Annotated in this window: 23 protein-coding genes; 5 read left to right on the top strand and 18 right to left on the bottom strand. The window is 45.4% G+C overall.

Annotated elements, in window-relative coordinates; translation table 11 throughout:
• Nucleotides 1–101: 101 nt before the first annotated feature.
• On the bottom strand, nucleotides 102–527 hold the full coding sequence (locus tag DWW81_RS06115) for a GNAT family N-acetyltransferase (RefSeq protein ID WP_117896551.1): 426 nt from the start codon (nucleotides 525–527) through the stop codon (nucleotides 102–104).
• Between the two features lie 112 nt (nucleotides 528–639).
• Nucleotides 640–1,395 (bottom strand): tRNA threonylcarbamoyladenosine dehydratase, encoded by a 756-nt coding sequence (locus DWW81_RS06110; protein WP_022287125.1) that lies wholly within the window; start codon nucleotides 1,393–1,395, stop codon nucleotides 640–642.
• Between the two features lie 226 nt (nucleotides 1,396–1,621).
• On the opposite strand from DWW81_RS06110, the gene DWW81_RS06105 reads away from it, so the two are divergent.
• Complete coding sequence (locus tag DWW81_RS06105) at nucleotides 1,622–3,772, top strand: Tex family protein (protein ID WP_117896550.1); 2,151 nt, start codon at nucleotides 1,622–1,624, stop codon at nucleotides 3,770–3,772.
• Nucleotides 3,773–4,260: 488 nt separating this feature from the next.
• Here DWW81_RS06105 and DWW81_RS06100 read toward each other — a convergent pair whose 3' ends face one another.
• Nucleotides 4,261–5,592, bottom strand: coding sequence for an RNA-guided endonuclease TnpB family protein (locus DWW81_RS06100; protein WP_242989546.1), 1,332 nt, complete (start codon nucleotides 5,590–5,592; stop codon nucleotides 4,261–4,263).
• A 238-nt stretch (nucleotides 5,593–5,830) separates the two neighbouring features.
• Here DWW81_RS06100 and DWW81_RS06095 point away from each other — a divergent pair, with 238 nt between their 5' ends.
• Nucleotides 5,831–6,556 carry a LytTR family DNA-binding domain-containing protein gene (locus DWW81_RS06095; protein ID WP_117945376.1) on the top strand — a complete coding sequence of 242 codons (726 nt, stop codon included), beginning with the start codon at nucleotides 5,831–5,833 and terminating at the stop codon, nucleotides 6,554–6,556.
• Between the two features lie 166 nt (nucleotides 6,557–6,722).
• Here DWW81_RS06095 and DWW81_RS13230 read toward each other — a convergent pair whose 3' ends face one another.
• Complete coding sequence (locus tag DWW81_RS13230) at nucleotides 6,723–6,980, bottom strand: hypothetical protein (RefSeq protein ID WP_181982681.1); 258 nt, start codon at nucleotides 6,978–6,980, stop codon at nucleotides 6,723–6,725.
• Between the two features lie 19 nt (nucleotides 6,981–6,999).
• Here DWW81_RS13230 and DWW81_RS06090 point away from each other — a divergent pair, with 19 nt between their 5' ends.
• From DWW81_RS06090 to DWW81_RS13690, 3 genes are all read left to right on the top strand, one after another.
• Nucleotides 7,000–7,881 carry a sensor histidine kinase gene (locus DWW81_RS06090; RefSeq protein ID WP_181982680.1) on the top strand — a complete coding sequence of 294 codons (882 nt, stop codon included), beginning with the start codon at nucleotides 7,000–7,002 and terminating at the stop codon, nucleotides 7,879–7,881.
• A gap of 122 nt (nucleotides 7,882–8,003) precedes the next feature.
• Nucleotides 8,004–8,600: an accessory gene regulator B family protein gene (locus DWW81_RS06085; RefSeq protein ID WP_117896547.1), complete on the top strand. Its 597-nt coding sequence runs from the start codon at nucleotides 8,004–8,006 to the stop codon at nucleotides 8,598–8,600.
• Nucleotides 8,587–8,721 carry a hypothetical protein gene (locus DWW81_RS13690; RefSeq protein WP_278307814.1) on the top strand — a complete coding sequence of 45 codons (135 nt, stop codon included), beginning with the start codon at nucleotides 8,587–8,589 and terminating at the stop codon, nucleotides 8,719–8,721. The genes DWW81_RS06085 and DWW81_RS13690 overlap by 14 nt, the downstream gene beginning before the upstream one ends.
• A 540-nt stretch (nucleotides 8,722–9,261) precedes the next feature.
• Here the strand turns inward: DWW81_RS13690 and DWW81_RS13225 are convergent.
• The 14 genes from DWW81_RS13225 to DWW81_RS06015 all read right to left on the bottom strand — a co-directional run bounded on the left by DWW81_RS13225 (nucleotide 9,262) and on the right by DWW81_RS06015 (nucleotide 23,334).
• Nucleotides 9,262–13,317: a hypothetical protein gene (locus tag DWW81_RS13225; protein WP_181982679.1), complete on the bottom strand. Its 4,056-nt coding sequence runs from the start codon at nucleotides 13,315–13,317 to the stop codon at nucleotides 9,262–9,264.
• A gap of 59 nt (nucleotides 13,318–13,376) precedes the next feature.
• Nucleotides 13,377–13,763 carry a hypothetical protein gene (locus tag DWW81_RS06075; RefSeq protein ID WP_117896546.1) on the bottom strand — a complete coding sequence of 129 codons (387 nt, stop codon included), beginning with the start codon at nucleotides 13,761–13,763 and terminating at the stop codon, nucleotides 13,377–13,379.
• 178 nt (nucleotides 13,764–13,941) lie between these two features.
• On the bottom strand, nucleotides 13,942–14,571 hold the full coding sequence (locus tag DWW81_RS06070; protein WP_117877879.1) for a response regulator transcription factor: 630 nt from the start codon (nucleotides 14,569–14,571) through the stop codon (nucleotides 13,942–13,944).
• Nucleotides 14,568–15,818 (bottom strand): ATP-binding protein, encoded by a 1,251-nt coding sequence (locus tag DWW81_RS06065; protein WP_117896545.1) that lies wholly within the window; start codon nucleotides 15,816–15,818, stop codon nucleotides 14,568–14,570. The genes DWW81_RS06070 and DWW81_RS06065 overlap by 4 nt, the downstream gene beginning before the upstream one ends.
• Nucleotides 15,815–17,476: a hypothetical protein gene (locus DWW81_RS06060; protein ID WP_117896544.1), complete on the bottom strand. Its 1,662-nt coding sequence runs from the start codon at nucleotides 17,474–17,476 to the stop codon at nucleotides 15,815–15,817. The genes DWW81_RS06065 and DWW81_RS06060 overlap by 4 nt, the downstream gene beginning before the upstream one ends.
• A 498-nt stretch (nucleotides 17,477–17,974) precedes the next feature.
• On the bottom strand, nucleotides 17,975–19,438 hold the full coding sequence (locus DWW81_RS06055; RefSeq protein ID WP_015573044.1) for a site-specific integrase: 1,464 nt from the start codon (nucleotides 19,436–19,438) through the stop codon (nucleotides 17,975–17,977).
• Between the two features lie 12 nt (nucleotides 19,439–19,450).
• Nucleotides 19,451–19,657 carry a helix-turn-helix domain-containing protein gene (locus tag DWW81_RS06050; RefSeq protein ID WP_015573045.1) on the bottom strand — a complete coding sequence of 69 codons (207 nt, stop codon included), beginning with the start codon at nucleotides 19,655–19,657 and terminating at the stop codon, nucleotides 19,451–19,453.
• Nucleotides 19,647–19,946: a helix-turn-helix domain-containing protein gene (locus tag DWW81_RS13745; protein WP_347562001.1), complete on the bottom strand. Its 300-nt coding sequence runs from the start codon at nucleotides 19,944–19,946 to the stop codon at nucleotides 19,647–19,649. Before DWW81_RS13745 ends, DWW81_RS06050 begins: the two co-directional genes overlap by 11 nt.
• A 388-nt stretch (nucleotides 19,947–20,334) precedes the next feature.
• A complete protein-coding gene (locus DWW81_RS06040; RefSeq protein ID WP_015573047.1) occupies nucleotides 20,335–20,586 on the bottom strand; it encodes a helix-turn-helix domain-containing protein in 252 nt (83 codons plus the stop codon).
• Between the two features lie 106 nt (nucleotides 20,587–20,692).
• Nucleotides 20,693–20,953 carry a helix-turn-helix domain-containing protein gene (locus DWW81_RS06035; RefSeq protein WP_015573048.1) on the bottom strand — a complete coding sequence of 87 codons (261 nt, stop codon included), beginning with the start codon at nucleotides 20,951–20,953 and terminating at the stop codon, nucleotides 20,693–20,695.
• On the bottom strand, nucleotides 20,946–21,524 hold the full coding sequence (locus DWW81_RS06030) for a type II toxin-antitoxin system PemK/MazF family toxin (RefSeq protein ID WP_024721675.1): 579 nt from the start codon (nucleotides 21,522–21,524) through the stop codon (nucleotides 20,946–20,948). Before DWW81_RS06030 ends, DWW81_RS06035 begins: the two co-directional genes overlap by 8 nt.
• Before the next feature lie 100 nt (nucleotides 21,525–21,624).
• Complete coding sequence (locus DWW81_RS06025) at nucleotides 21,625–22,164, bottom strand: sigma-70 family RNA polymerase sigma factor (protein WP_015573050.1); 540 nt, start codon at nucleotides 22,162–22,164, stop codon at nucleotides 21,625–21,627.
• Nucleotides 22,165–22,408: 244 nt separating this feature from the next.
• Nucleotides 22,409–22,606, bottom strand: a complete 198-nt coding sequence (locus DWW81_RS06020; RefSeq protein ID WP_074124429.1) for a hypothetical protein — start codon at nucleotides 22,604–22,606, stop codon at nucleotides 22,409–22,411.
• Nucleotides 22,603–23,334 carry an ImmA/IrrE family metallo-endopeptidase gene (locus DWW81_RS06015; RefSeq protein ID WP_024721676.1) on the bottom strand — a complete coding sequence of 244 codons (732 nt, stop codon included), beginning with the start codon at nucleotides 23,332–23,334 and terminating at the stop codon, nucleotides 22,603–22,605. The genes DWW81_RS06020 and DWW81_RS06015 overlap by 4 nt, the downstream gene beginning before the upstream one ends.
• Between the last annotated feature and the right edge of the window lie 15 nt (nucleotides 23,335–23,349).

Raw genomic sequence — 23,349 nt, 5'->3', positions numbered from 1 at the left:
AACATTTTTTCCTTTCTGAAAAATTCAAATAATAGTGCTGTGATTATGAACTGCCCGATAAATTGAAATATGTATCAGCGATTATACGAATTTTTTCGATGTTATATATAATAAGCCATATTTACCTCATGGCAGTCTTGCTCGTCCACCACATCGGTTTCCTCAAACCCCATTTTCTCATATATATGCTTCGCATGGTCATTACCGTAAATATATGTGGTTGTTATAACTTTTGCATCATAACGAATTCGCATAAGGTCAATAAATTTTTTTAGTGCGGCTGTGCCTTTGTGTTTATTTTGGTGGCTTATGTCTATGGCGTATTCCCACAAAAAATATTTATGCTCTTCAAAACGATTAACCAGAATAAAACCAATCAGATCATTTTCGTCAAATATATCAAAAGCCAGAACCGTATCAGGATTATCCCTGATAATCGTCTTAATTGTTTCCTTTGTTGAAAGCATCCCCTCCTGATCGGGAGCAAGTGAGATCTTCATTTCTGTAGACTTAACGAAATCAATCATAACGTACAATGCCTCTTTCTTTTATAAATCCCGATTTGTCGGGCAGTTTACCCTACTGATTATAAAACCATTATACCACAGCTAATCAGCGGTTCGTCCTTTGTTTGTTGTATTATTTCTTAGCCAGATCTTTAATAACTTCGCCTGCCACGATAAGTCCCACAACTGACGGCACAAATGCCGTTGAGCCTGGAATATCACGGCGCACTGTGCATTTTCTTGCCGTACCAGGAGGACAAATGCAGTCCTGACGGCATGAAATAGCCATATCTTCTATCGGTCTGATAGGCTGTTCCTCTGAGTAAACAACTTTAAGCGACTTTATGCCTGCCTTTTTAAGCTCTCGTCGCATGACTTTTGCAAGTGGGCAGACCTTTGTCTGATAAATGTCCGCCACACGGAATGCTGTAGGGTCAAGCTTGTTGCCTGCACCCATTGAGGATATAACAGGTACTCCTGCGACGTCTGCTCGCTTTATTATCTCCAGCTTGCCTGTAACAGTGTCAATGGCGTCGATAATGTAATCATACTGAGTAAAATCAAACTGATCCGCTGTGTCAGGCATATAAAAACACTTGTATGTGTTTACTTTTATGTCAGGACAGATGTCGTGAACACGCTCCTCCGCCACGTCGACCTTGTATTTTCCTACTGTTTTTCTTGTGGCAATTATCTGACGATTGATGTTGGTCAGACACACTTTGTCATCATCTATAAGGTCAAGCTCGCCTACACCGCTTCGTGCAAGGGCTTCAACTGCATATCCGCCTACACCGCCTATGCCGAAAATCGCAACCCTGCTGTTGCTGAGCTTTTCCATTGCTTCTTTGCCGAATAAAAGCTCGGTTCTTGAAAATTGATTTAGCATATAAACACTCCTGAATACTGTTTTATTCTTTTATGATAACATATCCAAGCCCTTTTTTCAAGTGCATTTTTGCCTGCTTTTATTAATTATCTGATAGATCCTATATGTATTATATAATATCTTTGTTACAGTTTTCGACCGCATTTTCGTTGCGTTTTTATCGAAAATGTGATATAATATTATATGTGATAATTCGCAAAAAGTAATAAAAAGGATTGGTAAAAACATGGACATTAACAAGACCCTTGCGGAAGAATTTAAGCTCAGACAGGAGCAGATAGACAACACTGTTGCACTCCTTGATGACGATAAAACTATACCGTTTATTGCACGATATAGAAAGGAGCTTACAGGCTCGTTGGACGATCAGGTGCTTAGAGAGATCGCTGACAGACTCACATATCTTAGAAATCTCGAAAAACGTAAAGGCGAGATAATTTCTTCTATAACTGAGCAGGAGAAAATGACAGACGAGATAATGTCTGCTATCGAAAATGCAAAGACCCTTGTGGAGGTGGAGGATATCTACAGACCTTTCAAGCCGAAGCGTAAAACAAGGGCTTCGGTGGCAAGAGAAAAGGGGCTTGAACCATTGGCTGAACTTATCTTGACCCAGGATAAGAAATGCGACCCGCAGGTCGAGGGGTCAAAATTTATCAACGAGGACAAGGGCGTAAAGTCTGCGGACGAAGCTTTGCAGGGTGCAATGGATATAATTGCAGAGGATATCTCTGACGACGCTGACCTTAGAAAATACATAAGAACGCTGTTTTCGCAGATAGGCGTGATAAGCTCAAAAGCGTCTGACGAGAATGCCGAGTCGGTGTATGAGAACTATTACGACTATGCCGAGGCTGTGGGAAAGATAGCAGGTCACAGAGTTTTGGCTTTGGACAGAGGCGAAAAAGAGGGCGTTCTGAAAGTATCAGTGAATGTCCCAGAGGGCGCAGGGGAGAGAGCCTGCGTTTCAAAATATGTAAAAAACAAGTCAGAGTGCGGACAGCTTGTTACGGCTGCTTGTGAGGACGGCTATAAAAGACTTATTTATCCGTCCATAGAGCGTGAGATAAGGGCGGAGCTTTCGGCAAACGCTCAGGAGGGGGCAATAAAGGTGTTCTCTTCAAATCTCAGACAGCTTCTTATGCAGCCGCCTGTTAAAGACACTGTTACCCTTGGTCTTGACCCGGGATATGCTCACGGTTGTAAGACCGCTGTAGTGGACGCTACGGGCAAGGTGCTTGACACTGCGATAATCTACATTACTCCGCCAAAGAAGGATACAGAGCGTGCTAAGCGTATTCTGACGGGCTTTATAAAGAAATATGGTGTTACGACCATCTCCATAGGAAACGGCACTGCTTCAAGAGAAACGGAGCAGTTTACAGCAGAGCTTATCAAAGAAATTCCGCAGAAAGTTTCTTACATGGTGGTGTCTGAGGCAGGCGCTTCCGTTTACTCCGCTTCCAAGCTTGCGGCTGAGGAGTTTCCTGAGTATGACGTTTCACTGCGTTCAGCAGTATCAATAGCACGCCGTTTGCAGGACCCTCTTGCAGAGCTTGTAAAGATAGACCCAAAGGCAATAGGCGTTGGACAGTATCAGCATGATATGCCAAAGGCGAGAATGGACGAGGCTTTAAAGGGCGTTGTTGAGGACTGCGTAAACTCAGTAGGCGTTGACCTTAATACGGCTTCATACTCATTGTTGTCATACATATCGGGCATAAATATGACAGTTGCAAAGAATATTGTTTCCTACCGTGAGGAAAACGGAGCTTTCACCGAAAGAAAGCAGCTTATGAAAGTTCCGAAGCTTGGCGCAAAGGCTTTTGAGCAGTGCGCAGGCTTTTTGAGAGTGCGTGGCGGAAAAAATCCGCTGGATAACACGGCTGTTCACCCTGAGTCATACAAGGCAGCACAGGCGCTTATTGACAGGTGCGGGCTGAGCCTTGCGGACATGGGTGACGTAAAGCAGATAGCTGAGAAAGTCAATGCAATGGGCATGAAGAAGCTTGCCACAGATATTGGCATTGGTGCACCGACGTTAAAGGACATAGTAGGGGAGCTTGAAAAGCCTGGTCGTGACCCTCGTGACGAGCTGCCTCCACCGCTTATGAGAAGCGGCGACATTATGGAGCTTAAAGACTTGAAGCCGGGCATGGAGCTTATGGGCACAGTGAGAAACGTTATAGACTTCGGAGCGTTCGTTGATATCGGTGTTCACGAGGACGGACTTGTACATATTTCTCAGATGTGCGACAGATATATAAAGCACCCTCTTGAGGTCGTAAAGGTCGGGGAGGTAGTTAAGGTTTGGGTACTTAACGTTGACCTGAAGAAAAAGCGTATTTCGCTTACTATGAAAAAGCCTAAGGGGTAGGGGGCTTGGCATAGGTTAGATAAGAACAAAAGGGCTGTGTGGACAGCCCTTTTGTTGTTTTACAAATATGTGATTGTAATTCAATATCGTATCACAATGCAAATTGAGTGCTTCGTATTTTACACCTATGCGTAAGTTGCAACGAACAAACGATAATGTCAGACGATTTTCTGGACCTCGTATTTTACACCTATGCGTAAGTTGCAACACGGACAAGGATAACATTATCCTGACTTCTGATCTCGTATTTTACACCTATGCGTAAGTTGCAACTTTTGAGGAAAACACAACAACAGTAACATTCACCTCGTATTTTACACCTATGCGTAAGTTGCAACTGCAAAATTGCACAAAAGTGTAACCCTGTTGCACGGATTATTATGTGCACGTTAAAACCTTACCGAGAGTATTTACCGTATTTTGTTAAAAACTTATGTACACTTTCTCGATTTTAGGACGCCGAGTCGCCCTGAAATTGTGTGAACCTTCTACTTGTTTTCGTTCACTTGGACTTCGCTTTCTTGCTTTTGCAAATCTTTTTCTATTATCTTATCAATGTTTTTAATTCCGATATTCTGACTTGCATTATAATCTGCATTACTTTCAAAATCGCATTCAAGACATCTAAATTTCGCCTGATTTGGTCTGTTATCCTTGTGGATATATCCGCATTTGCTACATCTCTGACTTGTATATTTAGGGGCGATATAGACGACATTTATCCCTACTTCTTTCGCCTTGTTTTCTATCTTTGTCTGGAGGTCATAATAAGTCCAGTCTTTTAGAAAACGATCAGATTTAGATGTAATACCCGTCAGCTTTTCCATTTGGATAGTTCCGCAGCCCTTTTTTACAGCATATTCTATCAAAGCTCTGCTGTATTTGTGGTTTGTTGTATCACGAAATCTTGCTATCTTGTCGCCTATATTTAGGGCAGGCTCAGTGCGTTTTTTTCTGCCGTGACCAATTCTTCCGTCACCGCAGTATTTTGTTTGCTCGAGCATTGAACGTCTGCGAGCTTCCACGCTTTTTCTGAATTTTTCAATTTCGCCGCCCTTGATTATGAATCGGTCACGATCGCCGAAAACCGAAGCGACTAAAGGACAGTTAACGCCTACATCAACACCAAGGATCTTTTCTTTGTCAAGTTCAGAAATGTTTTTATTGTCGAAACTATAAGACAGATTAAGCTTCCACTTCTTTTTCTTTTGGTCATATAAAAGTTTGCTGGCATTTATTTTGTATACTTCGTCAAAACAGCGTTCAAGAATAGTTTTGGTAGAATTATCTTTCACCTGCATTTTAAAACGAAAACCGTCTTTAAAACCATACTTTGCAAATTCAGCTTTTTTTAATAAAGCGAGCCTAACATAAAATTCGTTGTTTTCATATATCAGCTTTATAGAGTCTTTGTGCAGATCAAGAGGTTGGTCTGATTTGTACGAAGGAACTGATCGTTTGCCTTTCCATACCTCTTTTTTATATGTATTAAAATTTTTACATACGTCCATTGTGGTAGTGGAAAGATTACTTGAATTTAAAGCGAGTTTTGTTCTTAATTCTTTGTTTGCTTGTCCATGCACACTTGAGTAGCCAAATATGTCTTTTGCTTTAGGATATATGCCACTCGCCTTAACATAATCGCTTGAAAAATTGTTCCATTCCCAAAGAAGCTGAACAGTTTTATTCTTTGCTTCTCGTGTCTGCTTTTGCAATTCCCACAGTATTTTATTGACTTCTTCATAATCTATCCGGTTGCCTGCTTTGTCAAATTGCTCACTAATTAGATGGATTTTTACGACTTTGACCAGTAATGTCACCCCATTTCACACGATCAATATACTTTACTCTATTATTGTAACACATAAGTATATTTTTGTAAATTGGCAAAAGGGACAAATATGAGGTGTGGTTTTTGGAACAAAGTTCCTCGATTTTGGCACAACATGACAATTCTTGACGCTAGGTGCTTATTGCTGGTTTTATGGCTTGACCTTACGGTATAATTATGGTAATATAAAATCGTACACAGACTATGTTATAAAAGGACGTGAAAAAATGCGGATCGCAGTTTGTGATGATAATGCTGTTTTTCTTCAGTTTTTTAAATCTATGCTGGCAAATGAACTTGAATCAAGGTCGGTCAAGGCTGAAATAGAAACGTTTACCAAAGCTGAGAGCTTTTTTTACTGCCATGGTAAAAAGCCTTTTTCGGCTATATTTCTTGACCTTGATATGCCTGAAATGACCGGTTTTGAAGTCGCACGGCAGCTAGGTCAGAATGGTAATTGCTTCGTGATCTTTGTGACAAGTCATCAGGAGCTGGTTTATGACAGCTTTAATTTCAGACCGCTGAATTTTATATGCAAAGATCCTGACGCTGATGTTATGAAGGATAGGCTCCATATGGTAGCAGGACAGTTGACGGACGCATTGAAGCAGGAAAAGACAGTGGTTTTGGAGACCAGGGAGCAGGGAAGGATCTCTGTAAAGCTTCGGGATGTAACTTATATAGAGAGCAATAGCCACAGCATCATATATCATTTTGCAAATAATAAGGATACTATTGCAGTCAGAGATAGCATTGGCGAGATAGAAGAAGCTTATCGTAAATTTGATTTTATACGGGTGCATAAAAAATATATCGTCAATCTGAAATATGTTTTTAACATAAGCCGTTCAAATGAAACAGTGATCTTCAAAAGCGGTTCAGAGCTTCCCATGAGCCGAGGATATAAGAATGCAGTTGACGACGCTTTGACTGAATATCTGAGGAGAAAGTGATGACTATTATATTGTGGACGATATTTGAGATCTTGATAAACTTTTATCAGGGCGGTCTGGAAACATGGTTTATATATAGATTTCTTACGCCAAGATCTCATGAAAGGGCTAAGATATGGGCTGTTATATTTGCCGTTTGTGAAGGCTGTCTGGTCACTGCTTTTAATTATTTCACTGTATTTGAGGGCTTTGGAAGTGCTTTGTACTGGGCAAGTCTGCTTGTTTTTGCGTTTTGCTTTTTTAGTGACAATGCTGTAAAGAAATTTCTTTCCATATCCCTCTCGCAGGTTGCGATCTTGTTGATAACGTCATTGGAACTAAATGTTGTATCGTCATTTTTTAAAATATCCCTCAGGGAGCTTGTGGTCGAACAAAGCTTGCTTAGATTTGTGACGCTTATAATGATCCAGATCTCTATATTCATTGTATTTAGATTAATACTGATGGCCTTTAAACACACATATGATTATACGGCTTCAGATTGGGTGACGATAATTGCAGTGCTTATTATTTCGTTTTCTCTCGTTATGGTAATACATGAACTGTCCCTTTCGGCAGACGATGGCCATAGACTGTATATAAATCTGTCATATATGCTTGTCTTTGTTCTTAATATACTTATATTCTGGATAATAAATTCTTTGATAAAAAAGAATCGGAAGCTCAAGGAAATGGAGATAGTCAAACTAAGAGAGCAGTATCTTGAGCAGTTTATCGGAAACGCCGAGTCGCAATATGACGCCATGAGAAAACTAAGGCATGATATAAAAGACAAATATGAAACGGTCAATGAACTGTTGAAAGTACAAAAAATAGATGAAACGAGAAAATTTATCTCAGAAAGCTTTGACCTTATCGAGAAGTCGGAGTCCTATGTTAAAACGAAAAATAATATTGTAAATGCTATCGTTAACGCAAAGCTTACGATGGCTTCTTCCTTGGGGATAAAAATATCATGCATAACAGTTTCAGATTTTGAGGGAATAAAGGGAACTGACCTTTGCGACCTGTTGAGCAACACGTTGGAGAATGCTATAACGGCATGCAAGGAAATAGCCGACGACGCAAATAAATTTCTGTATCTGAAGATCGACCGAGAAACGGATACATATACGTTTTTGATAAAAAATTCAATAGATCATTCTGTTATGGATAGTAATCCAAGGCTTACGACCACAAAGGCTGATAAAAAACAGCATGGTCTGGGGACCTCCATAATCAGAGAGATAGCAAGAAAATATAATGGCAGATGCGATTTCTATGAGTCGGAGGGAATGTTTTGCTGTCAGGTAACATTGATGGCAGATACAACGGTCCTGAACTGATCGTTCGGGGCCGTTGCTGCATTTCGTGACAAAAACCTGCAACTCATTCCAAAAAGCTTGACATATTGCTGTTATTCTAGTAAAATTCAAATTAGGGTAAGACAAAAGCGAGGCGGTAGTTTATGGATCTTGTTGTATCGGGTATACTTAATTTTTTGACCGAGCAGGAAGCTATCGGCAAAGCAGATGAGGTACAGGATTTTTATCGGTATGGCATAGAAATAACTATCTCATCAATGTTAAACATTGTGCTTGTATTGCTTATGGGAGCATTGACAGGGCATTTGCTGGAAAGCGTAATATATTTGGCAGTGTTTATTGCTGTCAGGGTTATTACCGGAGGGTATCATGCAGATACATATTTCAGATGCAATCTGCTCATGTGTTCGACATTTATTGCCACAGCTTTTCTTAATGACAAGGTATGCGGATATATAAATATATGGGTGATCGCTGCCTTGGTTGTGTTTGAAGAGATAATAGCTTTTGTATTCTGCCCTGTGGAGAACAAAAATAAGCCTATAGAAAAAGAAAAAAAGCCAAAGTTCAAAGCGATGGGAATGATAGTTTTTCTGTTGCTTGATCTGTTTGGCGGGGCGATCATCAATAGATATCAGACGGTTGGATCTATGATCCTGTTAACAAATCTATTAATTGCAGTTTTAATAATATCAGCGAAGATCAAAGAAAAGAGGTGTGATAAGAATGAGATCATTTAAGAAATTGCTTGCCAGCCTTATTGCCAGAGCAACTAAGAGAATGGGTATAGCTGCCTGCGGATGTGCATCAATGTATGGTGGCTATCAATCTAAAGAGCCAAAAAACATTTACAAGAATTAAGCGTAAAGCTACAAGAATTACGATAAGCATTACAAAGTCTTTATCATTTCCCCTTTAAATCTTGTGATACTTGTAAATGAGGTAACATTAGCAGGAAGATAACTTCCTGCTGGTGTTACCGTTTTTTTTTATTTGTAGTGAGTTCAAGCTTTTGACAGTGAGTAAATTTGCTTTTAGGCAAAAAAAATTACGCCCTACAAAAGGATGCGCTGTACTATTCGGTTTTCAAAGAACGGGCGGAGGCTATAGAGAAAGCCACCTCACTTTCCATGACGAAAAGTTGAGGGGGCTACAACCAAGTTTTTTAATTTCCTAAAAGATTTTTGAGCTTTGCTCTGATTTTTGTCGAAGGCATAAAGAAAGAGTGTCGGAGATTGCCGTCCCCGTTCGGCTGGGGATACATGGTCAGAATGTGGGTGTCGCTTGCCGCCTTTCGGAAAGGGACTTGCTGCCAAGCCCGCTCTCAAGAAAATAGGCGGTGGCGGAATGATCCGTCACCGCCTATTGTGTTTAGGCTATTTCGATTTCGGAAGCGTCGGCTTATTTAACCTCGGATTTCTTTCTCTTTTTGCCGCTTACGCCCAGCAGAGTCAGAACGCCGCCGCTGACGTACAGAGCAGCCAGCCAACCGGTGTGGTTGCTGCTGTCACCGGTCTGAGGACACTTGGTGGAGTCGTCATTTCCTGGCTTATTGGTGTTATTATCACTGCTGCCTGTATTGTCGGTGTTGCCGCCGTCGGGGAGCTTGTCGATGGCCGTATTCTCGCTGCGCTTGGCGCCGCAAACGGTGCATTCCTCGTGCTTGATGCCGGTGACCTCCTTGGTAGCGGCCTTGTCGATCACCCACTGGAAGCTGTGTGCTGCCGTGTCGGCCTTGTCGCCGCACTCGCACTCATGCCAGTGGTTGGTGCCGTCATACTTCCACTCTGTGCCGTAGCTGTGGGTATGATTGCTGCCTGTTGCGGGGATCGGTGCGGTTTCAAGAACCTTCTTGCAGACGGTGCATTCCTTATGCTTAGCGCCGTCGGCGGTTTCGGTAGCTGCCGTGTCAACGATCCACTCACTGGCACTGTGAGCCGCAATATTGGCCTTATCGCCGCACTCGCACTCATTCCAGTGATCGGTGTCGTCATACTTCCACTCGGTGCCGTAGCTGTGGGTATGGCTTGGAGGCGCATCCTTATAGGTGGCCTCGAGCTTCACATCATTGCCGGGCATGGTGAAGGTGGTAGTCGCCTTGGTGACGTCTGCCAGAGTGACATTGCCCTCCAGCACGACCCACTTGTCAAAGACCTTGCCTGCCTCCGGTGCGTCCGCCGTAACGGTCACAACGGTGTTCTGCGCGATCTTGTCTGTGATGAGTGTTCCTGCGGCAACGGAGGCTGTGCCCTTGATGACCGTGACCGTGAACTCGGTCGCAGCGGAGTTCTTTACGAACCTTGTCTCGCCGCAGTCGGCGCGCTGGCAGGTGTAGAGAATTCCTTCGCTCTTGCCCTGTTTTGCGGGTTTGCCGCCGTCCCAGTCGTGGCTGAGCTTATTAACGACATGACCGTAGCGGATAATTTGTCCGCAGCCGGCTGTGCACTGCTGGTCGCCGCTATAGCCTGAGGTGGTGCATCCTGGCTTAACCTCATTGATCAGCTTGTAGTTATCGGCAATTTCGTGGAGGGACGGGGTAGAGACGCCCTTATGCGCGATCCTGTCGCACGATGTGCAGTACTGGTTGCCGGAATAGCCCCTCTCTGTACAGGTCGCTGTTCTTACATCTCGCAGTTCAAGGGGACCGCTATGCCTGAAGTCGCCGGTCTCGCCCTTTACGGTGCCGCCGCAAGCTGTGCAGCGGTAGTCGCCCTCATAGGCGCGGTGTCGGCAGTCGCCCGATTTGGCGTTATAGCGTTTGCCGCCATGGCTCGCGTCTGTGGTTGCCGAGTTGGCCGTGCCGTAGTAGTACAGCGGCTGCAGTGGACCGGTATGACCGGCGTTTGCAGGTGGGTAGATATCCGAACCGGCACTGATGACATGGCCGCAGTCTGCGCAGGCGGTGTCGCCGGTGTAACCCTTACGGTCGCAGACCTGCTCCTTCGCGTTGAGCAGCGTTGTGCCTCCGCTGTGGTCACAGCCTGCATAGACAGGCTCAAAGAAGAAACTGCCGCCGCCGGGGGCACCCATGGTGCTGAACTCTGGGATCGTGCAGCCCCACTCGAGGGCGGAGCCGTTGGTCACCAGCTTGAACAGGGTCTTCACCTCATTGATATTCCAATTTTTAGTAACAGGTATGATGTCATACTCATTGTATTCGCGGCGATACTCCACCTTCCAGCCGATGGCTTTCTGACCAGTTCTCTCCTCGGGATAAAGCCTGATCTTGTCGCCTGGCTTGACGATCATACGGGTTGCCCGGCCATTTTTCACCGTCACAAGGGCGGTGTCCTTTGTCCAATCGCCGTCAATTTCTTTCGTCTCTTTGTATTCGCAGACGCTGCATTCAGCTTCCATGCCGCCTCTGCCACCCTCGGTATCGGGGTTTTTGACCACATTCCAGCGGCCCCAGCTATGGGGAACCATGATGAACTCCTCGCAGCCGGGAACCTTGCACTTTTCGGGGTGGGCATAGCCGGATTCAAGGATGAGCTGCTCCACCGTCTTGGTCGAGCCGCCGATGTTGAAGGTATACTCATAGATGCTGCCGAAGCCGGTGCAGTCCCAGTTCCAGCCGTAATCATGGACATGGCTCTTCACAGGAACTATATAGTCGCAGACGGAACATCTGAGCACATCGACTCTGCCGCCGCCCACTGCGTCATAGCTAATGTCAAGCACAAAGGTATGCGGGAAGATGCGCTCCTTGGAGCCGGTGGTCATATAATGCGCTTCGTAAGAGCCTGCTTCGAACAGGCACGGGAGCTTGTGGCCGTCGCACTTCGGGTCGCCGCCCACGACACCGTCATGGGTAACTCCATGCTTATCGACCCAAGTGACATTGTATTTCGGCGTTCTCTCGCTGTCTTCCGTGGGCACACGCACACCCGCCTGCTTGTGGCTGTAGGCATGGGTGGCAGTCAGCTTTGCCTCCGCCGTTTTCATGGTGTCCGAAGGGTCGCCCTTTCTGCCGATGACGCAGTAGTAGGAGTAGTCCTCCTGGCAGGCCTGGGTGGAAACCGGCATCTTCAGTGTGGAGGTCGTCACACCCGTGTAAAACCTACCCTCCGGCAGTTTGTAGGGCGCCGCCGTAGGATTCTCATTATCCTTCCGATACCACTGATAGGTCAATTCGTCGCCCTTCAGGCTCTTTGCCGAAACAGAGAAGGTGACCGGGTTATTATCATAGAACAGCAGGTCGTTTTCCGGCTCTTCGTCATAATCGCCGCTGCTGTAGATAGAGGTCTTACACTTGACGCCCCTCGGCTGGCGGTTGATGACGATGGAGCTGCCGCTGATGTAGTCGCAGACCTTGCACACGCCCTTGGCGTCAAATTCATGGTTGGCGGCATTCAGTTTTTTATCGTCACAATAGCGGCAGGGGTGCCAGTGCTGTGTTCCGTCAGCCGCCCAGGTGGCGGAGGCTATGTGGGTATGTCCGGCGCCGGCATGCTCCGTCTTCAAATGATCCTCAAAATCAGAGTCGCTGAAGCACCAGTCGTCATGATCGCAGCCCATAGCGCTTACGGCATCTCGGCAGCAGTCCTTGCAGCGCTGATCGCAGCCGTCCTCGCAGGGATCGCTGTCGTGGAAGCACAGGCCGCAGTCCTCACAGAAGTGATCCGCATAGTCAGTGTCCATTGCGCACATTCCCTCGGAGCAGTCGGAGTTGCCCTCGCAGCACTCCTTGCACATCTCGCAGGTTTCGCAGAACTCGTCCTCGTCCTCCTTATCTGTGACCCAGCCGTCACAGCCCTGGCAGATGTGCTCGTCCCACTCGGGGCTTTCCACGCAGGTCTCGCCGTCCGGGCAGCCGCCGCCCTCGGAGTTATCTCGGCAGCACTCAAGGCACAGGCCGCAGTCCTCGCAGGACTCCTGGTTCAGCAGGCATTCCTCGCACTGTTCGCAGGATGTGTGGCAATCGATGCAGTGGATGACGCCGGTATCATCGTCGTCCACGCACTCGTCCACCGAACCGAAGCAGGCGTTACACAGCGAGCAGTGCATCGGGTCGCTGTCATCGTTTGCGCAGTCATCGCAGAAGCCGCAGGAGTCGCAGATGGTTATGGAGCAGCAGGGACCCTTATGGCATTCGCCGCACAGCTGGTCATCCTCGCCAATGTAGCACTTGGCGCAGGTGGAGCAGTGCGTGTCCTCCATGCACTCCGCGCATTTATAGCACTCCTCGCACCAGTAGGGCGTGTCGCCCAGGCACACACCGCAGTCGTTGCAATGGGTCTCAACCCAGCAATCGTAGTTGCAGTCAATGGTGCAGAACTGGCAGTCGCACAAATTCTCACCCCAGTGGTAGTGGTCGCAGTTGGGGCAATCTCCGCCGGTGTCGTAGTCATCCCAAAAGGCGTGGGCGGGAAGCTCCAGACCCGGCATCAGTGAGAGCAGCATCACAAGCGCCAACAGGACGCTGGCGACGCGCCTTCGTTTGTTCGTTTTTGTCATACTATTATTCCTCCCTCATAATTATTTTGAAGATTTTTATGCTTTTTGTGTTGCCTGATTTAAACACTGTCGATGACCGAAGCAAAGTAGTTTTCGGATACCGAACCGAAGAGAAAAGCGTCTATCAGCCCCTCACGCTTTGCCTGCCGTACCTTTTCGGTCAAATCTTCATCTGTATCATCATCCACAAAGAGAATGACACAACAGTTTTCCGTGTTCCGTTTTACCTTGTCACGGATCGCCATTCGTTCTTTGAACATCCAGGGCGAATACGCCTTGACCTCCATTAAAAGCACATCCGGTCGATGCGTTTTGCACCACTCGGCGGTTGCGTCCGGCGACTCGGAAATCACAACTTGGCAATCGTCCAATTTTTGCATCAGCATTCGCTCCATGGTGTGCGCATGGATATCGCTTTGAATGTCCAGAACGATTTTTTTCATCATTCATCACCACCTTCTAAAAGCACAATCCTAATCTTACATTATCTATTATACTGATTTTTTGGCGTTTGTCACTGGCACTTGTGCCAGTAACAGAAGAAAGATCTCGATTTTTTCAAAAATTTTTGCCTTTTGGGCGCGAAAAACCCCTTGACCGTACAGCCAAGGGGTTCAGTTTTGCTTATTCGTCTTTTAAGGTGATCACCATGAGCTTGTTTTCAATGGCGGTCGCAACCAGCGCTTCTCTGCTTTCAAAGCCGCTCTTTTCCACCATATCGTCCAGATTCCAGCGAACGCCGTTTTTGGAGATGCCCAGCTTATCGGCAATTTCCTGATAGGTAAAGCCCTTTATATAAAGGCGTAGTATGTCTAACTGCCGTGGCGAGAAGACATCGGACATCGTACCCTCCATTTCAATGGCCGGAGCGGTATCGGGGAATACCTTTTCCCCTGCCAGAGTGCGCTTTACCACGCTCATCAGCTCCTCTGTTCCGTGGTCCTTATACCACAGGCTGTCGGCAGCACCCATTTTGGCTCTTTGCAAAACTTCGGGGTCGACAAGCGAGGTTGCCACAACGATCTTGATTTGCGGAAAAGCCTTTTTGATGCGCTTTGCGGCGGCAAGACCGGAATGCTTATGCTGCGTCTGCACATCCATAAGGACGAGCTTTACGGTGGCGTCGCAGTGCTTTTCCGCTTCAAAGGCGTCACGGAAAACGCCGACAAGATGAAACTCGCCGTCTGCCGCAAGACGATCGACAAAGTGCTTTTGGATGTATAGATCATCTTCTACAAGTATGGTGTTTATCATAGGCTCATCTCCTTTGCGGGAATCGTAATCAGAAGAGCAAAGCGTGGATTGTGCGAAATATGCATTTCACCGCCGGAACTTTCAATACTGCGGCGAAGCGTTGACAGGCCGCTGCCTTCCTTTATCGGCTCTGTGGGTATTTTGCCGTTGTTGGTTATGGTAACGTCATAGCGTTCGCCGCGCTGGGCAATGCGGATATATACCTCATTCCCGTCTGCGTGCTTGATGCAGTTGGTCACGCACTCCTTGGCGGCAGCAACGGTCAGCTCCTCGGCTGCGGTATCACGGGGCAGGTAGCCGTCGATTTTTACAGCCACGCCAAGCTGCTGTGCGGTTCTTTTTACCTCGTCCATTGTGCTGACAGAGGTGACACGGTTGCTTGCCAGCATACCGATGGCATTTTGCAGCGCCTCAAGCTTTCGCTCCGTATCCTCTCCGCTGTATATGATGTCACGGATGGTCAGGAGGCTTCGCCCGATGGTATCGTGAATATAGACCTTTAGGTCAAGGCTTTCCTTCTCTTTGACATCGTTCTCCATGCGAGCGTACATCTTCCTGAGCTTTCGATTGACCTCTGCCAGTTCTTCATTTATTTCCTCTTGCTTTTGGTAGCCGTTATACAGCTCGGTTACATTGTGCGCCGTTATCTGCTGCCAGCGGTCATCGCTGTCCACGGTGATATTTTGTGTGCGAAACTGCCAGACGGTCTTGTCGGGCAGAATGTAGCAATCGTCCTTGACGGTTACGGATCTGTCCGGCACGCTCAGGGCATTTTCCATATCGCTTTTGATTTGCAGCTCGTGGCCGCAAAGGGCAAAGGAGAGCCTGCGCATACGGTTGTTGCACAGGATGATCCTGCCGTTCGGGTCGGCAAAGCAGATGCCCATAGGCAGCTTATCGGTTGCTTCCTTAATGGAGAACGGCGAGAGTTCGTTCTTTTTACGGCGGTATTCCCGCGGCAGAGCAATGGCAAAGTGAACTGCCACAAGGAAAATGGCAGCGGCAAATATCAGCCACGGTGCGTCCAGCAGAAATGCGTCCCCGATATTATCGGGATCTGCCTGAGAAACGGAGAATAGCAGCGGGATCATCACCGCCATGACCGCCAGACTCAGCAGGCTGCGCACAGGCTTATTGCTGCGAAGAAGCTGATACATAAACAGCCCGATCTCAAGGATGATCTCCACAAGCATGATAAACGGCAGCATGGTCTGCCAAAATTCAGAAAGGGAAGAAAATGCACTCATTTCCTGTCACCTTCTTTCGCTTCAAATACAAGGTGCTGGTATTCCTCGTCATCCTCTTTTTCACAGCGGATACCGTCTCCGCTTACCAAAGCGGAAAGGTCGGCTTTGCAGCACACATTCAGTGACAAGCGCAAGCCGTTTGCCTTTATGAGGCTTACCTGTATGCCTGTTAAATTCAAAATGTCGGCTTCAATAACCGATTCATAAAAATCAAATACAGCAGTCGCCGTTTTGCCGGAGAGCATAGAAAGAGACTCGTCCACATAGAGCGAGCTGCGGACGCCCAACAGCTTCAGCGTTTGGAGGGACTCATTGAAGGCACGGTGGAGTTCCGTTTCCGCTATTTTAATATCTCGGTCGGTAAGGAGCGTCAGATGCTTGCGGCGTTTAATATAGCTGCACAGCACGGCAATCTCGGCAAGGAGCGTTTTGGCACTGTCGGGATCGGTGCTTGAGATTTGGCGGTATTCCTTAGTGAGCTCTGCAATGCGGTCGATCTGCGTCTGCGTAGCGGAACGCAGGAGATCATACAGGCGGTTTTGCTCCTCCACCTTGCGGCGCTTGGCTTCACGCTTGTATTCATAACGGAGTATTTCGTTCCTGTCGGCAAGCTCGTCTGCAAGAAGCTCGGAGTCCTCCTTGATGTCACGCAAAGCCGACACATCCTCTGTCCATACGGCATAGCCGCCATCAATGGGCATGGTGTGAACGGTCAAGCCGCCCATCGTGACCGGGCTTTGCTCGGCTTTTTTAATCGTTTCCTTTGAGATAGGCGCAGTGTTTACAGCTGCATACCGAACGGTAAAGTCCTTGTCGGTGATCTCTGCCGATGTGCCGACAGAGGAGGCAAACAAGTCCACATAACGGCTGTTTGAATGTATATATCCACAGGCGATGCAAAACTCAAAGGTCAGAATATACATCACGCTTTGGAATGCGGCAATATCGCCGAACAAGTGGAGCAGCCAATCTGCACCTGCATAGTAAAGCACGCTGTAAACGATCGTCAGCAGCATAGGAACAATGGGCAGAAAGTGGAGCCTTCCTTTTTGCACACGGCATTTGAAAAACATAATTACGAGTGCGGCAAAGGCACACAGTACCTGCCAGCCTACAATGATGAAGTAGCCTATCGAGTAGCCGTTGTTTTTGTCTGTCCACACGGCGGCATCCTTCGGAAAGGTAAATACGAATTGGTGCAGGTCATTTGTGAGCACGAGCAGAAGCAATGTGCCGGAGATGATCCACAGAATCGACATTCCCTTGGGGAATTTGTATTCGTCCGGCTTTCCCAGTGACATGGCGATCAGCAGCGCCAGCATAGGCACAAACAGCATGGGCAGATAGAACAGATACCACAAGTAACGGACGGCATCCGGCTGCCAGAATATAAAATACTTTGCCGAACGGACTACCATCCATATGATGAGCAGTACTGCGGTGACCGTCATAAACCTGCACACCTGCTTTTGCACGATCCGCTGACGGACGGAGAACCCCCAGGCGGCGAACAGACCGATATAGATAAAGCTGCGCAGATAGGAAAACAGCATCGGGTAGAAGCTGCCCCTGCCCACAATTCGGAAGCAATATGCCAGTATCACGGCAAGTACAGCGATGCCGCTTGTTATGATAGTATTCTTTTTCTGTTCGGTCATAAACAGACCCCATTTCGCCTTCATTCGTTTTTGTTTATCTTTGGGTAGCAAAAAAGCCCGATATATTCGGGCTTTTCGCAGGAGACATCTTTTTTTGTCTTCACATTATGGCGTTCCCGAGGTGATTCGAACACCCGACCTACCGCTTAGGAGAAGCCCCCGAGGGGCATTTTTGACTCCCTACAAATCCCCGAAAATCCTTGATTTTACTGGCTTTTCTGGGATTTCACTGTTAGTAAATTCTCGTCCAAAACCTGCTAATTTTTCGTGGTTTTTTGCCTTCCTTTTAGCAGGGTATTAGCAAATGCAAAGAAATATGGGAAACATCATTGAGTTAATCTGTAGCCCATAAATCACAGGAAACGCATTTGAAGTTTACGCATTCTCTTATGCAAATCAATAATCTGTGTTCAAATATTATAATGGTTTTTCTTCTTGATTTCAAGATTTTTCAGGAATTACAAAAGGCAACCCTGACGGATTGCCTTTTTTGTATGACTAAATTGTTTTCGCTAAAGCCTTTAATAATGCTGCTGTTTCCGGATTTGATAACAGTTTTGTGAGCAAGGCGGCGTTTTCATCTGTACTGTTCTCAGCAGGCTTTTCTTTTTCAACTTCGCTCTCTTTTTGAACCTCTGCCATTGGGTCAAGGAGTTCAACCGAAGTTTCAAACTTGGGCATTGGAGCAGTTTTACCTTCTTCCGCATTTTTGAGACCTTTAGCGTTGTAGAACTGTTCCTCAAACTTCTGTGCGTTATATCGCCTGTCCTCGTCGATTATATGGCTGTAAACATCGGCAACCATATCCATTCGGGCGTGTCCTGAGTCGCCTTGAACCGATTTCATATCGCCGCCGTTCCATTTCAGCTTGTAGGTTATACTTGCGTGACGGAAGCTGTGAAATACCACATCGGGTAAGTCGTTGTCCTGTATCAGCTTTTTCAAAGCACGGTTGATTACCTGACCTTCCATCGGTCTGCCTGACGAATGGCAGAATACCAAGTCATAATCCAAATACTCATCACCGAAAAGCTCTTTCATTTCGTCAATCTGCTTTTTTCTCTCTAACAGCATTTGAGCTACGGTTGACGGCAAGAAGATTTTTCTCACACTTGTTTTAGTTTTTGGCGTTTTCAAAACAAGGGAGGTATTTGTATTTGACAGAGTTCTCGGAAAGACACGGATAATGTCCTTATTATCAAGCACCTCCATTACATCTCTGTTTACTCGCTGAAGCTCTTTATCTACAAAAATGGAAGCGTTGTTTTCTTTCAGGCTTTCCTCCGAAATATCAATGCAATCCCAAGTAAGACCGAGCATTTCACCCATACGGAGTGAACAGGCAAAGGATAAATTGATGGCTAATGCGAGAATATCATCATCGCACACTTCAAGAGCGTGCATAAGAGTTTCTGCTGTCCATATTTCTCGTTTCTGATGTTCCTCTTTCGGGAGCGTTGCATTGAGAACCGGGTTTCTTGTCATCAACTCCCATTTTACCGCCTGATTAAAGGCACTCCTTAAAAACTTATGGATTTCTCTTACGGTATGTACGGTCAGATACTCATTTTTAGGCTTTTTATTCTGTACCACTTTGGTCTTAACTTTCAGAAGGCTTTGATAGAATTTATCCATAAGTCTCGGAGTCAGTTCATCAAGTTTCACATCGCCGATAAGCGGAATGATGTAATTATACATAAGCCCTTTCTTTGAACGGTAGGTTGACATTGCCCAGTTATTTACTCCGTACACGGAGCAGTATTCTTCAAGCAAATCCGCAACTGTCGTAGCATTAGGAATGATGAATGTACCGCTTTGCTGTTCAAACTCAATTTGAGTTTTTCTCTTTTTAGCGTCTGCGTTTGTATCAAAGGTTTCCCATTTTTGATGTTGGTTTCCGTCATCGTCTTTGTAGGTATAAACGACGGAATATCGATTCTTTCTCTTTACAATAGAAGCCATAGTCGTTCCTCCTTATTCATTATCCAGCCATTTATCAAAGCTGGTCTTTATTATGCGGTATCCGGTTTCGAGCATTACTGCCTGAAAACACCCCTGTTTGATGAGCTTATATACGGTCTGTCGGGTAATACCCAAGATTGACTGAACTTCCTCTACGGAATAGCTCTTTTTTGTATATGTACCGCCGTTTAATTCACGAACTCTATCCTCAATCGACATATCCCTCCACCTCCTCGATTTCCTTAACTTTAGTGTATTTACTTTGCGAAGCGTACCACTTATCAAAGCTTTCTCTTTTTATTCGGCGTTTACCGTCAACCCATATAAACTCAACAATGCCATCGTTCATAAGGTCATTTGCGGTGCTTCTCGGAATGCCGAGTACCTTTGCAACAGTAAGAGGAGAGAGCGTTTTGCCGTATTTCTTACCGGGTCTTTCGCCGTTTACTTTCTCATAATGGAATTGTCCTGCATACCAATCTTCAAAGCTATCCACATCAACTCTCATTTTGCCCAGTACCAAATAGGTCTTAAATCGGCACTGATTGATGAGTCGGTATGTAGCCGTCTTTCCAAGACCGAGTATTCTCATTACGTCGGGTACAGACATTGTCTTTTTGTCCTGATATGTAAGAACTGCCTTGACGATTTTCTTATTTTCTTCAACGCTTTTCTTTGAAGCTCTGTATTCGTTGCCGACTCGGTATGTTTTGAATAAGCCGCAATTCATCAGTTTCAGTGCTTCTTCTTCGGAAATGGAAAACAACCGAGATATTTCCTTGACAGAATAGGCTTGCCACTGTGCTTCCTCCTGAAGCTTTTCATCGCTGAACAATTCTGCCAAGCGTTCATTTTCCTCTCTGAGATTAAACTGCTCCACTCGGTCATTGAACATATTAACAAATGCCATCTTCAGAACCTCCTTTCTCGCCATTGAGCCAATTTTCAAAGCTCTTTTTAGATATTCGATATTGACCTCCGACACGAACGCTATGGAATTTCTTGCTTTTAAGCAGCTCATAGACGGTAGTTCTGCTCACTTTCAAGATGTGCTGTATATCATCTACCGTGTATGCTCGTATATCAGGTTCAGTCTGCCTGAATGTATTAGGAAGTCGAGTATCGCTCTTTTCAATTTTCTTTCGCATTACCGTTTACCCCCGATTTCTTATTTGCCACTCTGACTACCATATAGCCAAGTGACTTGGCTATATGGTACTGAAAATCGGAGTTTTTGTTAATTATGCGATTGGTTTAATCGCATAATTGACAACCGGAGCTTTCGCTGTCCATATTATCAAGCCATCGGTCAAAGCTCTTCTTGGAAATTCTGTAATGTCCGCCGACCTTTACAAAATGGAAAACGCCTGAGTTGACGAGAGCATAAGCAGTGTTCTTTCCAATGCTGAGAATATCCATTATTTCTTCTACCGTATAAACTCTTTTCTCAAAGCCGGAACTATCATCAACAGCGTTGGGTAGTTTGTTCATTGCTTCAATCTTATCTTCAAACATTGTCAACACCTCCCTTAGCGTGATGATGGTTCTTTTTGAAAATCATATAGTCATAGCCGTATCCTACCTGACATTTATCGCACATCTCTTTATCTGCCTGAAAGGGGTCAAGTCTTTTTACAATGTTTTCAGGGATAGACTGAAACTCGCTTCTGCAACGAGGGCAAAGACTTAGTACAATGCCTTTACGCTCTGTCTTGGGTTTAACGGGAATACCGACTGCAAATTTCAATCCTCGCTTGATTTCGCTGATTTTATCTGCGTCGGTAATTCTTCCGACAAAATTATCAAGCTCTGTGGCTTTATCCACGGTGCGTAGCTGCTCAAGCATTACCATCGACGGCTCTTTTAAGCCACAATCCGTGTTTAGCTCAATATGAGTATTCATTGCCGTTTTCTTTTTAACAGCCGTTATAGCGGCTACAACGACCGTAGGACTGCTTTCATTTAAGCGATTTGTCTGAACCACAAGAACCGGTCTCATTCCCGATTGCACACTACCGTTTGTAACCCCCAAGTCGCAGTAATAAATATCGCCCCATCTGACATTCTTAAATTCTTTTTCTTTCATATGTAAATCCTCGCTTTCGATTATTCTGAGGTAATTCATATCCGGATTAGAATTAACCCCTTCACTTGTTTGAAATGGGAGAGCGTTTTTGGGGGGTGTTTTAGAAAAATTTCCTCAACTTTTTTATTGCACTGTTTACCGATTCCCTTACAGAAGTAAAATCGACTCCTTCTTCATCTGCGATTTTTTCAAGTGTTTTGTTGTAGAAGAAATACTTAAAAACTCTGCGTTTCTGTGTTTCGCTTAAGTAACACAAAACCTCCCGAAGTCGCTTAATATTGTCTTTCAGCATTATTTCTTCGATTGGGTCTGTATCGACTGCCAATTCCGGATGATGCACTTCAAATTCTCCGTCATTGATGTCAAATGCGTGTCCGAAAAGAAGCCTTCTCATTCTCTCTCTTGCTTCGTAGTTCTGATACTCCGTTATCACTTCGCCCTGAGCCATAGAAAGCAGAATGAACGGAGTGTACCGACGGATAACATCAGGGTATTTAACCCACAATTCTTCTTCCGCCAGTTCTGTTACAATCGCCCATTTCTCCGTGCCGGTGTAGCCGTGATATTCATACCGCAGGTTAATGAGCTTGCAGTCGTTCGCAAATAATAATTCCTGTTGTTCTAATGTAAGTTTTGTCATTGTCGTAATCTCCTTAAATTTGAATTTTTGAATTTGGTTGAAATCAAAAATTCGGAGATTACGGATACTTGGCGATATACGCCAGCCACTTATATGTCACGGTCTTGCTCCTTTCGGGAGCGACAAAAAAGCCGGACACCAAGAACATTAGGATATTTCTATCCCTTAATTCTCAGCGTCCGGCAATTTGATGACTCAAGAGCTTTCGCTCAAGGACTCGTGGCTCGGTACATCTGTCCGATATTTAATTGTTCGCTCTGTTACTACTTCTTGTTAATCTGTACTTGACTGTTCCCTTGCGTAGGGATAGGTCAACCTCTACTACTCTGTGGCAGTTCGGACATTTCAGTTCAATCACGCCTGTTGTCATTGTTACCTTGTCAAAAATACGCCAGCCACAGTTTTTGCACCTTACGATTATCTTTTGTTCCAACGATTTCATAGCTCGCTCACCTCCGGATAAACCGTAACCAAATCAAAAGGATTATCAAGATACTCCTTTTTCAAAAGTCCGAGCTGTTTCATTCGTATAGCAAGTGCTTTTTTGGAACACCCTAAAAAATCCGCAAGTGCATCAAATCTCTTATATACGCTCGGATAGTATATTTTGTTCAGACACTCAATCTTTTCTCCAAGACTGAACAGATACATTCCCTGCTTTATAAGGTTTTCGGGAAGAAGGATAGCAGCTCCAAGCGTATTTGCCTGCCATTCCTCCCAATCGGATATAGGCTTATTTCTCTCGGAATTTGCCTTGTAATAATGTACTCCGGCAGATTTCTGTGTCACACCGTAATCATTCGGGAACAACATCTTAAATATCTGATGGCTGCCCTCGTGCATTAAGGTGAAATTCTTTCTGCCTTTCAGCTTGCTGTCAAAGTTCAAGTCCTTTTCCACGAGAACGGTTTTTCCATCCAAAAAGAAAAAGGCTTCGTTATCATCATCTTCAAATACCTGAACACCCATTTCCGTAAATGAGGTCATTCCGAGAATACTACCGTCATAAGATAGGTGCTGGTATTCGACATTCAATCCGAGAACCTTCTCCAAGAGAAGCTCCGGGTCAATTCTGTATATTTGTGTGTTACGGACATCGGGAAGTGCCATATATGCCTGAACATACTTGTCGGCAATCGCTTCGATGTCAAATCTCGATAAATGTTTCAAGTTACAAAACCTCCT

The sequence above is a fragment of the Ruminococcus sp. AF17-1AC genome, from assembly GCF_003461385.1.
In the GTDB taxonomy this organism is placed as follows: domain Bacteria; phylum Bacillota; class Clostridia; order Oscillospirales; family Ruminococcaceae; genus Hominimerdicola; species Hominimerdicola aceti.
The sequence above is the reverse complement of the archived record's forward strand: the minus strand, read 5'-3'. Positions and strand labels throughout refer to the sequence as shown.

What these genes read in the sequence shown, in the direction of transcription:
- DWW81_RS06115 (WP_117896551.1), bottom strand. Translation starts at nt 527, where the DNA reads ATGATTGATTTCGTTAAGTCTACAGAAATGAAGATCTCACTTGCTCCC.
- DWW81_RS06110 (WP_022287125.1), bottom strand. Translation starts at nt 1,395, where the DNA reads ATGCTAAATCAATTTTCAAGAACCGAGCTTTTATTCGGCAAAGAAGCA.
- DWW81_RS06105 (WP_117896550.1), top strand. Translation starts at nt 1,622, where the DNA reads ATGGACATTAACAAGACCCTTGCGGAAGAATTTAAGCTCAGACAGGAG.
- DWW81_RS06095 (WP_117945376.1), top strand. Translation starts at nt 5,831, where the DNA reads ATGCGGATCGCAGTTTGTGATGATAATGCTGTTTTTCTTCAGTTTTTT.
- DWW81_RS13230 (WP_181982681.1), bottom strand. Translation starts at nt 6,980, where the DNA reads ATGAATATAGAGATCTGGATCATTATAAGCGTCACAAATCTAAGCAAG.
- DWW81_RS06090 (WP_181982680.1), top strand. Translation starts at nt 7,000, where the DNA reads ATGGCCTTTAAACACACATATGATTATACGGCTTCAGATTGGGTGACG.
- DWW81_RS06085 (WP_117896547.1), top strand. Translation starts at nt 8,004, where the DNA reads ATGGATCTTGTTGTATCGGGTATACTTAATTTTTTGACCGAGCAGGAA.
- DWW81_RS13690 (WP_278307814.1), top strand. Translation starts at nt 8,587, where the DNA reads ATGAGATCATTTAAGAAATTGCTTGCCAGCCTTATTGCCAGAGCAACT.
- DWW81_RS13225 (WP_181982679.1), bottom strand. Translation starts at nt 13,317, where the DNA reads ATGACAAAAACGAACAAACGAAGGCGCGTCGCCAGCGTCCTGTTGGCG.
- DWW81_RS06075 (WP_117896546.1), bottom strand. Translation starts at nt 13,763, where the DNA reads ATGATGAAAAAAATCGTTCTGGACATTCAAAGCGATATCCATGCGCAC.
- DWW81_RS06070 (WP_117877879.1), bottom strand. Translation starts at nt 14,571, where the DNA reads ATGATAAACACCATACTTGTAGAAGATGATCTATACATCCAAAAGCAC.
- DWW81_RS06065 (WP_117896545.1), bottom strand. Translation starts at nt 15,818, where the DNA reads ATGAGTGCATTTTCTTCCCTTTCTGAATTTTGGCAGACCATGCTGCCG.
- DWW81_RS06060 (WP_117896544.1), bottom strand. Translation starts at nt 17,476, where the DNA reads ATGACCGAACAGAAAAAGAATACTATCATAACAAGCGGCATCGCTGTA.
- DWW81_RS06055 (WP_015573044.1), bottom strand. Translation starts at nt 19,438, where the DNA reads ATGGCTTCTATTGTAAAGAGAAAGAATCGATATTCCGTCGTTTATACC.
- DWW81_RS06050 (WP_015573045.1), bottom strand. Translation starts at nt 19,657, where the DNA reads ATGTCGATTGAGGATAGAGTTCGTGAATTAAACGGCGGTACATATACA.
- DWW81_RS13745 (WP_347562001.1), bottom strand. Translation starts at nt 19,946, where the DNA reads ATGAGAGTTGATGTGGATAGCTTTGAAGATTGGTATGCAGGACAATTC.
- DWW81_RS06040 (WP_015573047.1), bottom strand. Translation starts at nt 20,586, where the DNA reads ATGCGAAAGAAAATTGAAAAGAGCGATACTCGACTTCCTAATACATTC.
- DWW81_RS06035 (WP_015573048.1), bottom strand. Translation starts at nt 20,953, where the DNA reads ATGTTTGAAGATAAGATTGAAGCAATGAACAAACTACCCAACGCTGTT.
- DWW81_RS06030 (WP_024721675.1), bottom strand. Translation starts at nt 21,524, where the DNA reads ATGAAAGAAAAAGAATTTAAGAATGTCAGATGGGGCGATATTTATTAC.
- DWW81_RS06025 (WP_015573050.1), bottom strand. Translation starts at nt 22,164, where the DNA reads ATGACAAAACTTACATTAGAACAACAGGAATTATTATTTGCGAACGAC.
- DWW81_RS06020 (WP_074124429.1), bottom strand. Translation starts at nt 22,606, where the DNA reads ATGAAATCGTTGGAACAAAAGATAATCGTAAGGTGCAAAAACTGTGGC.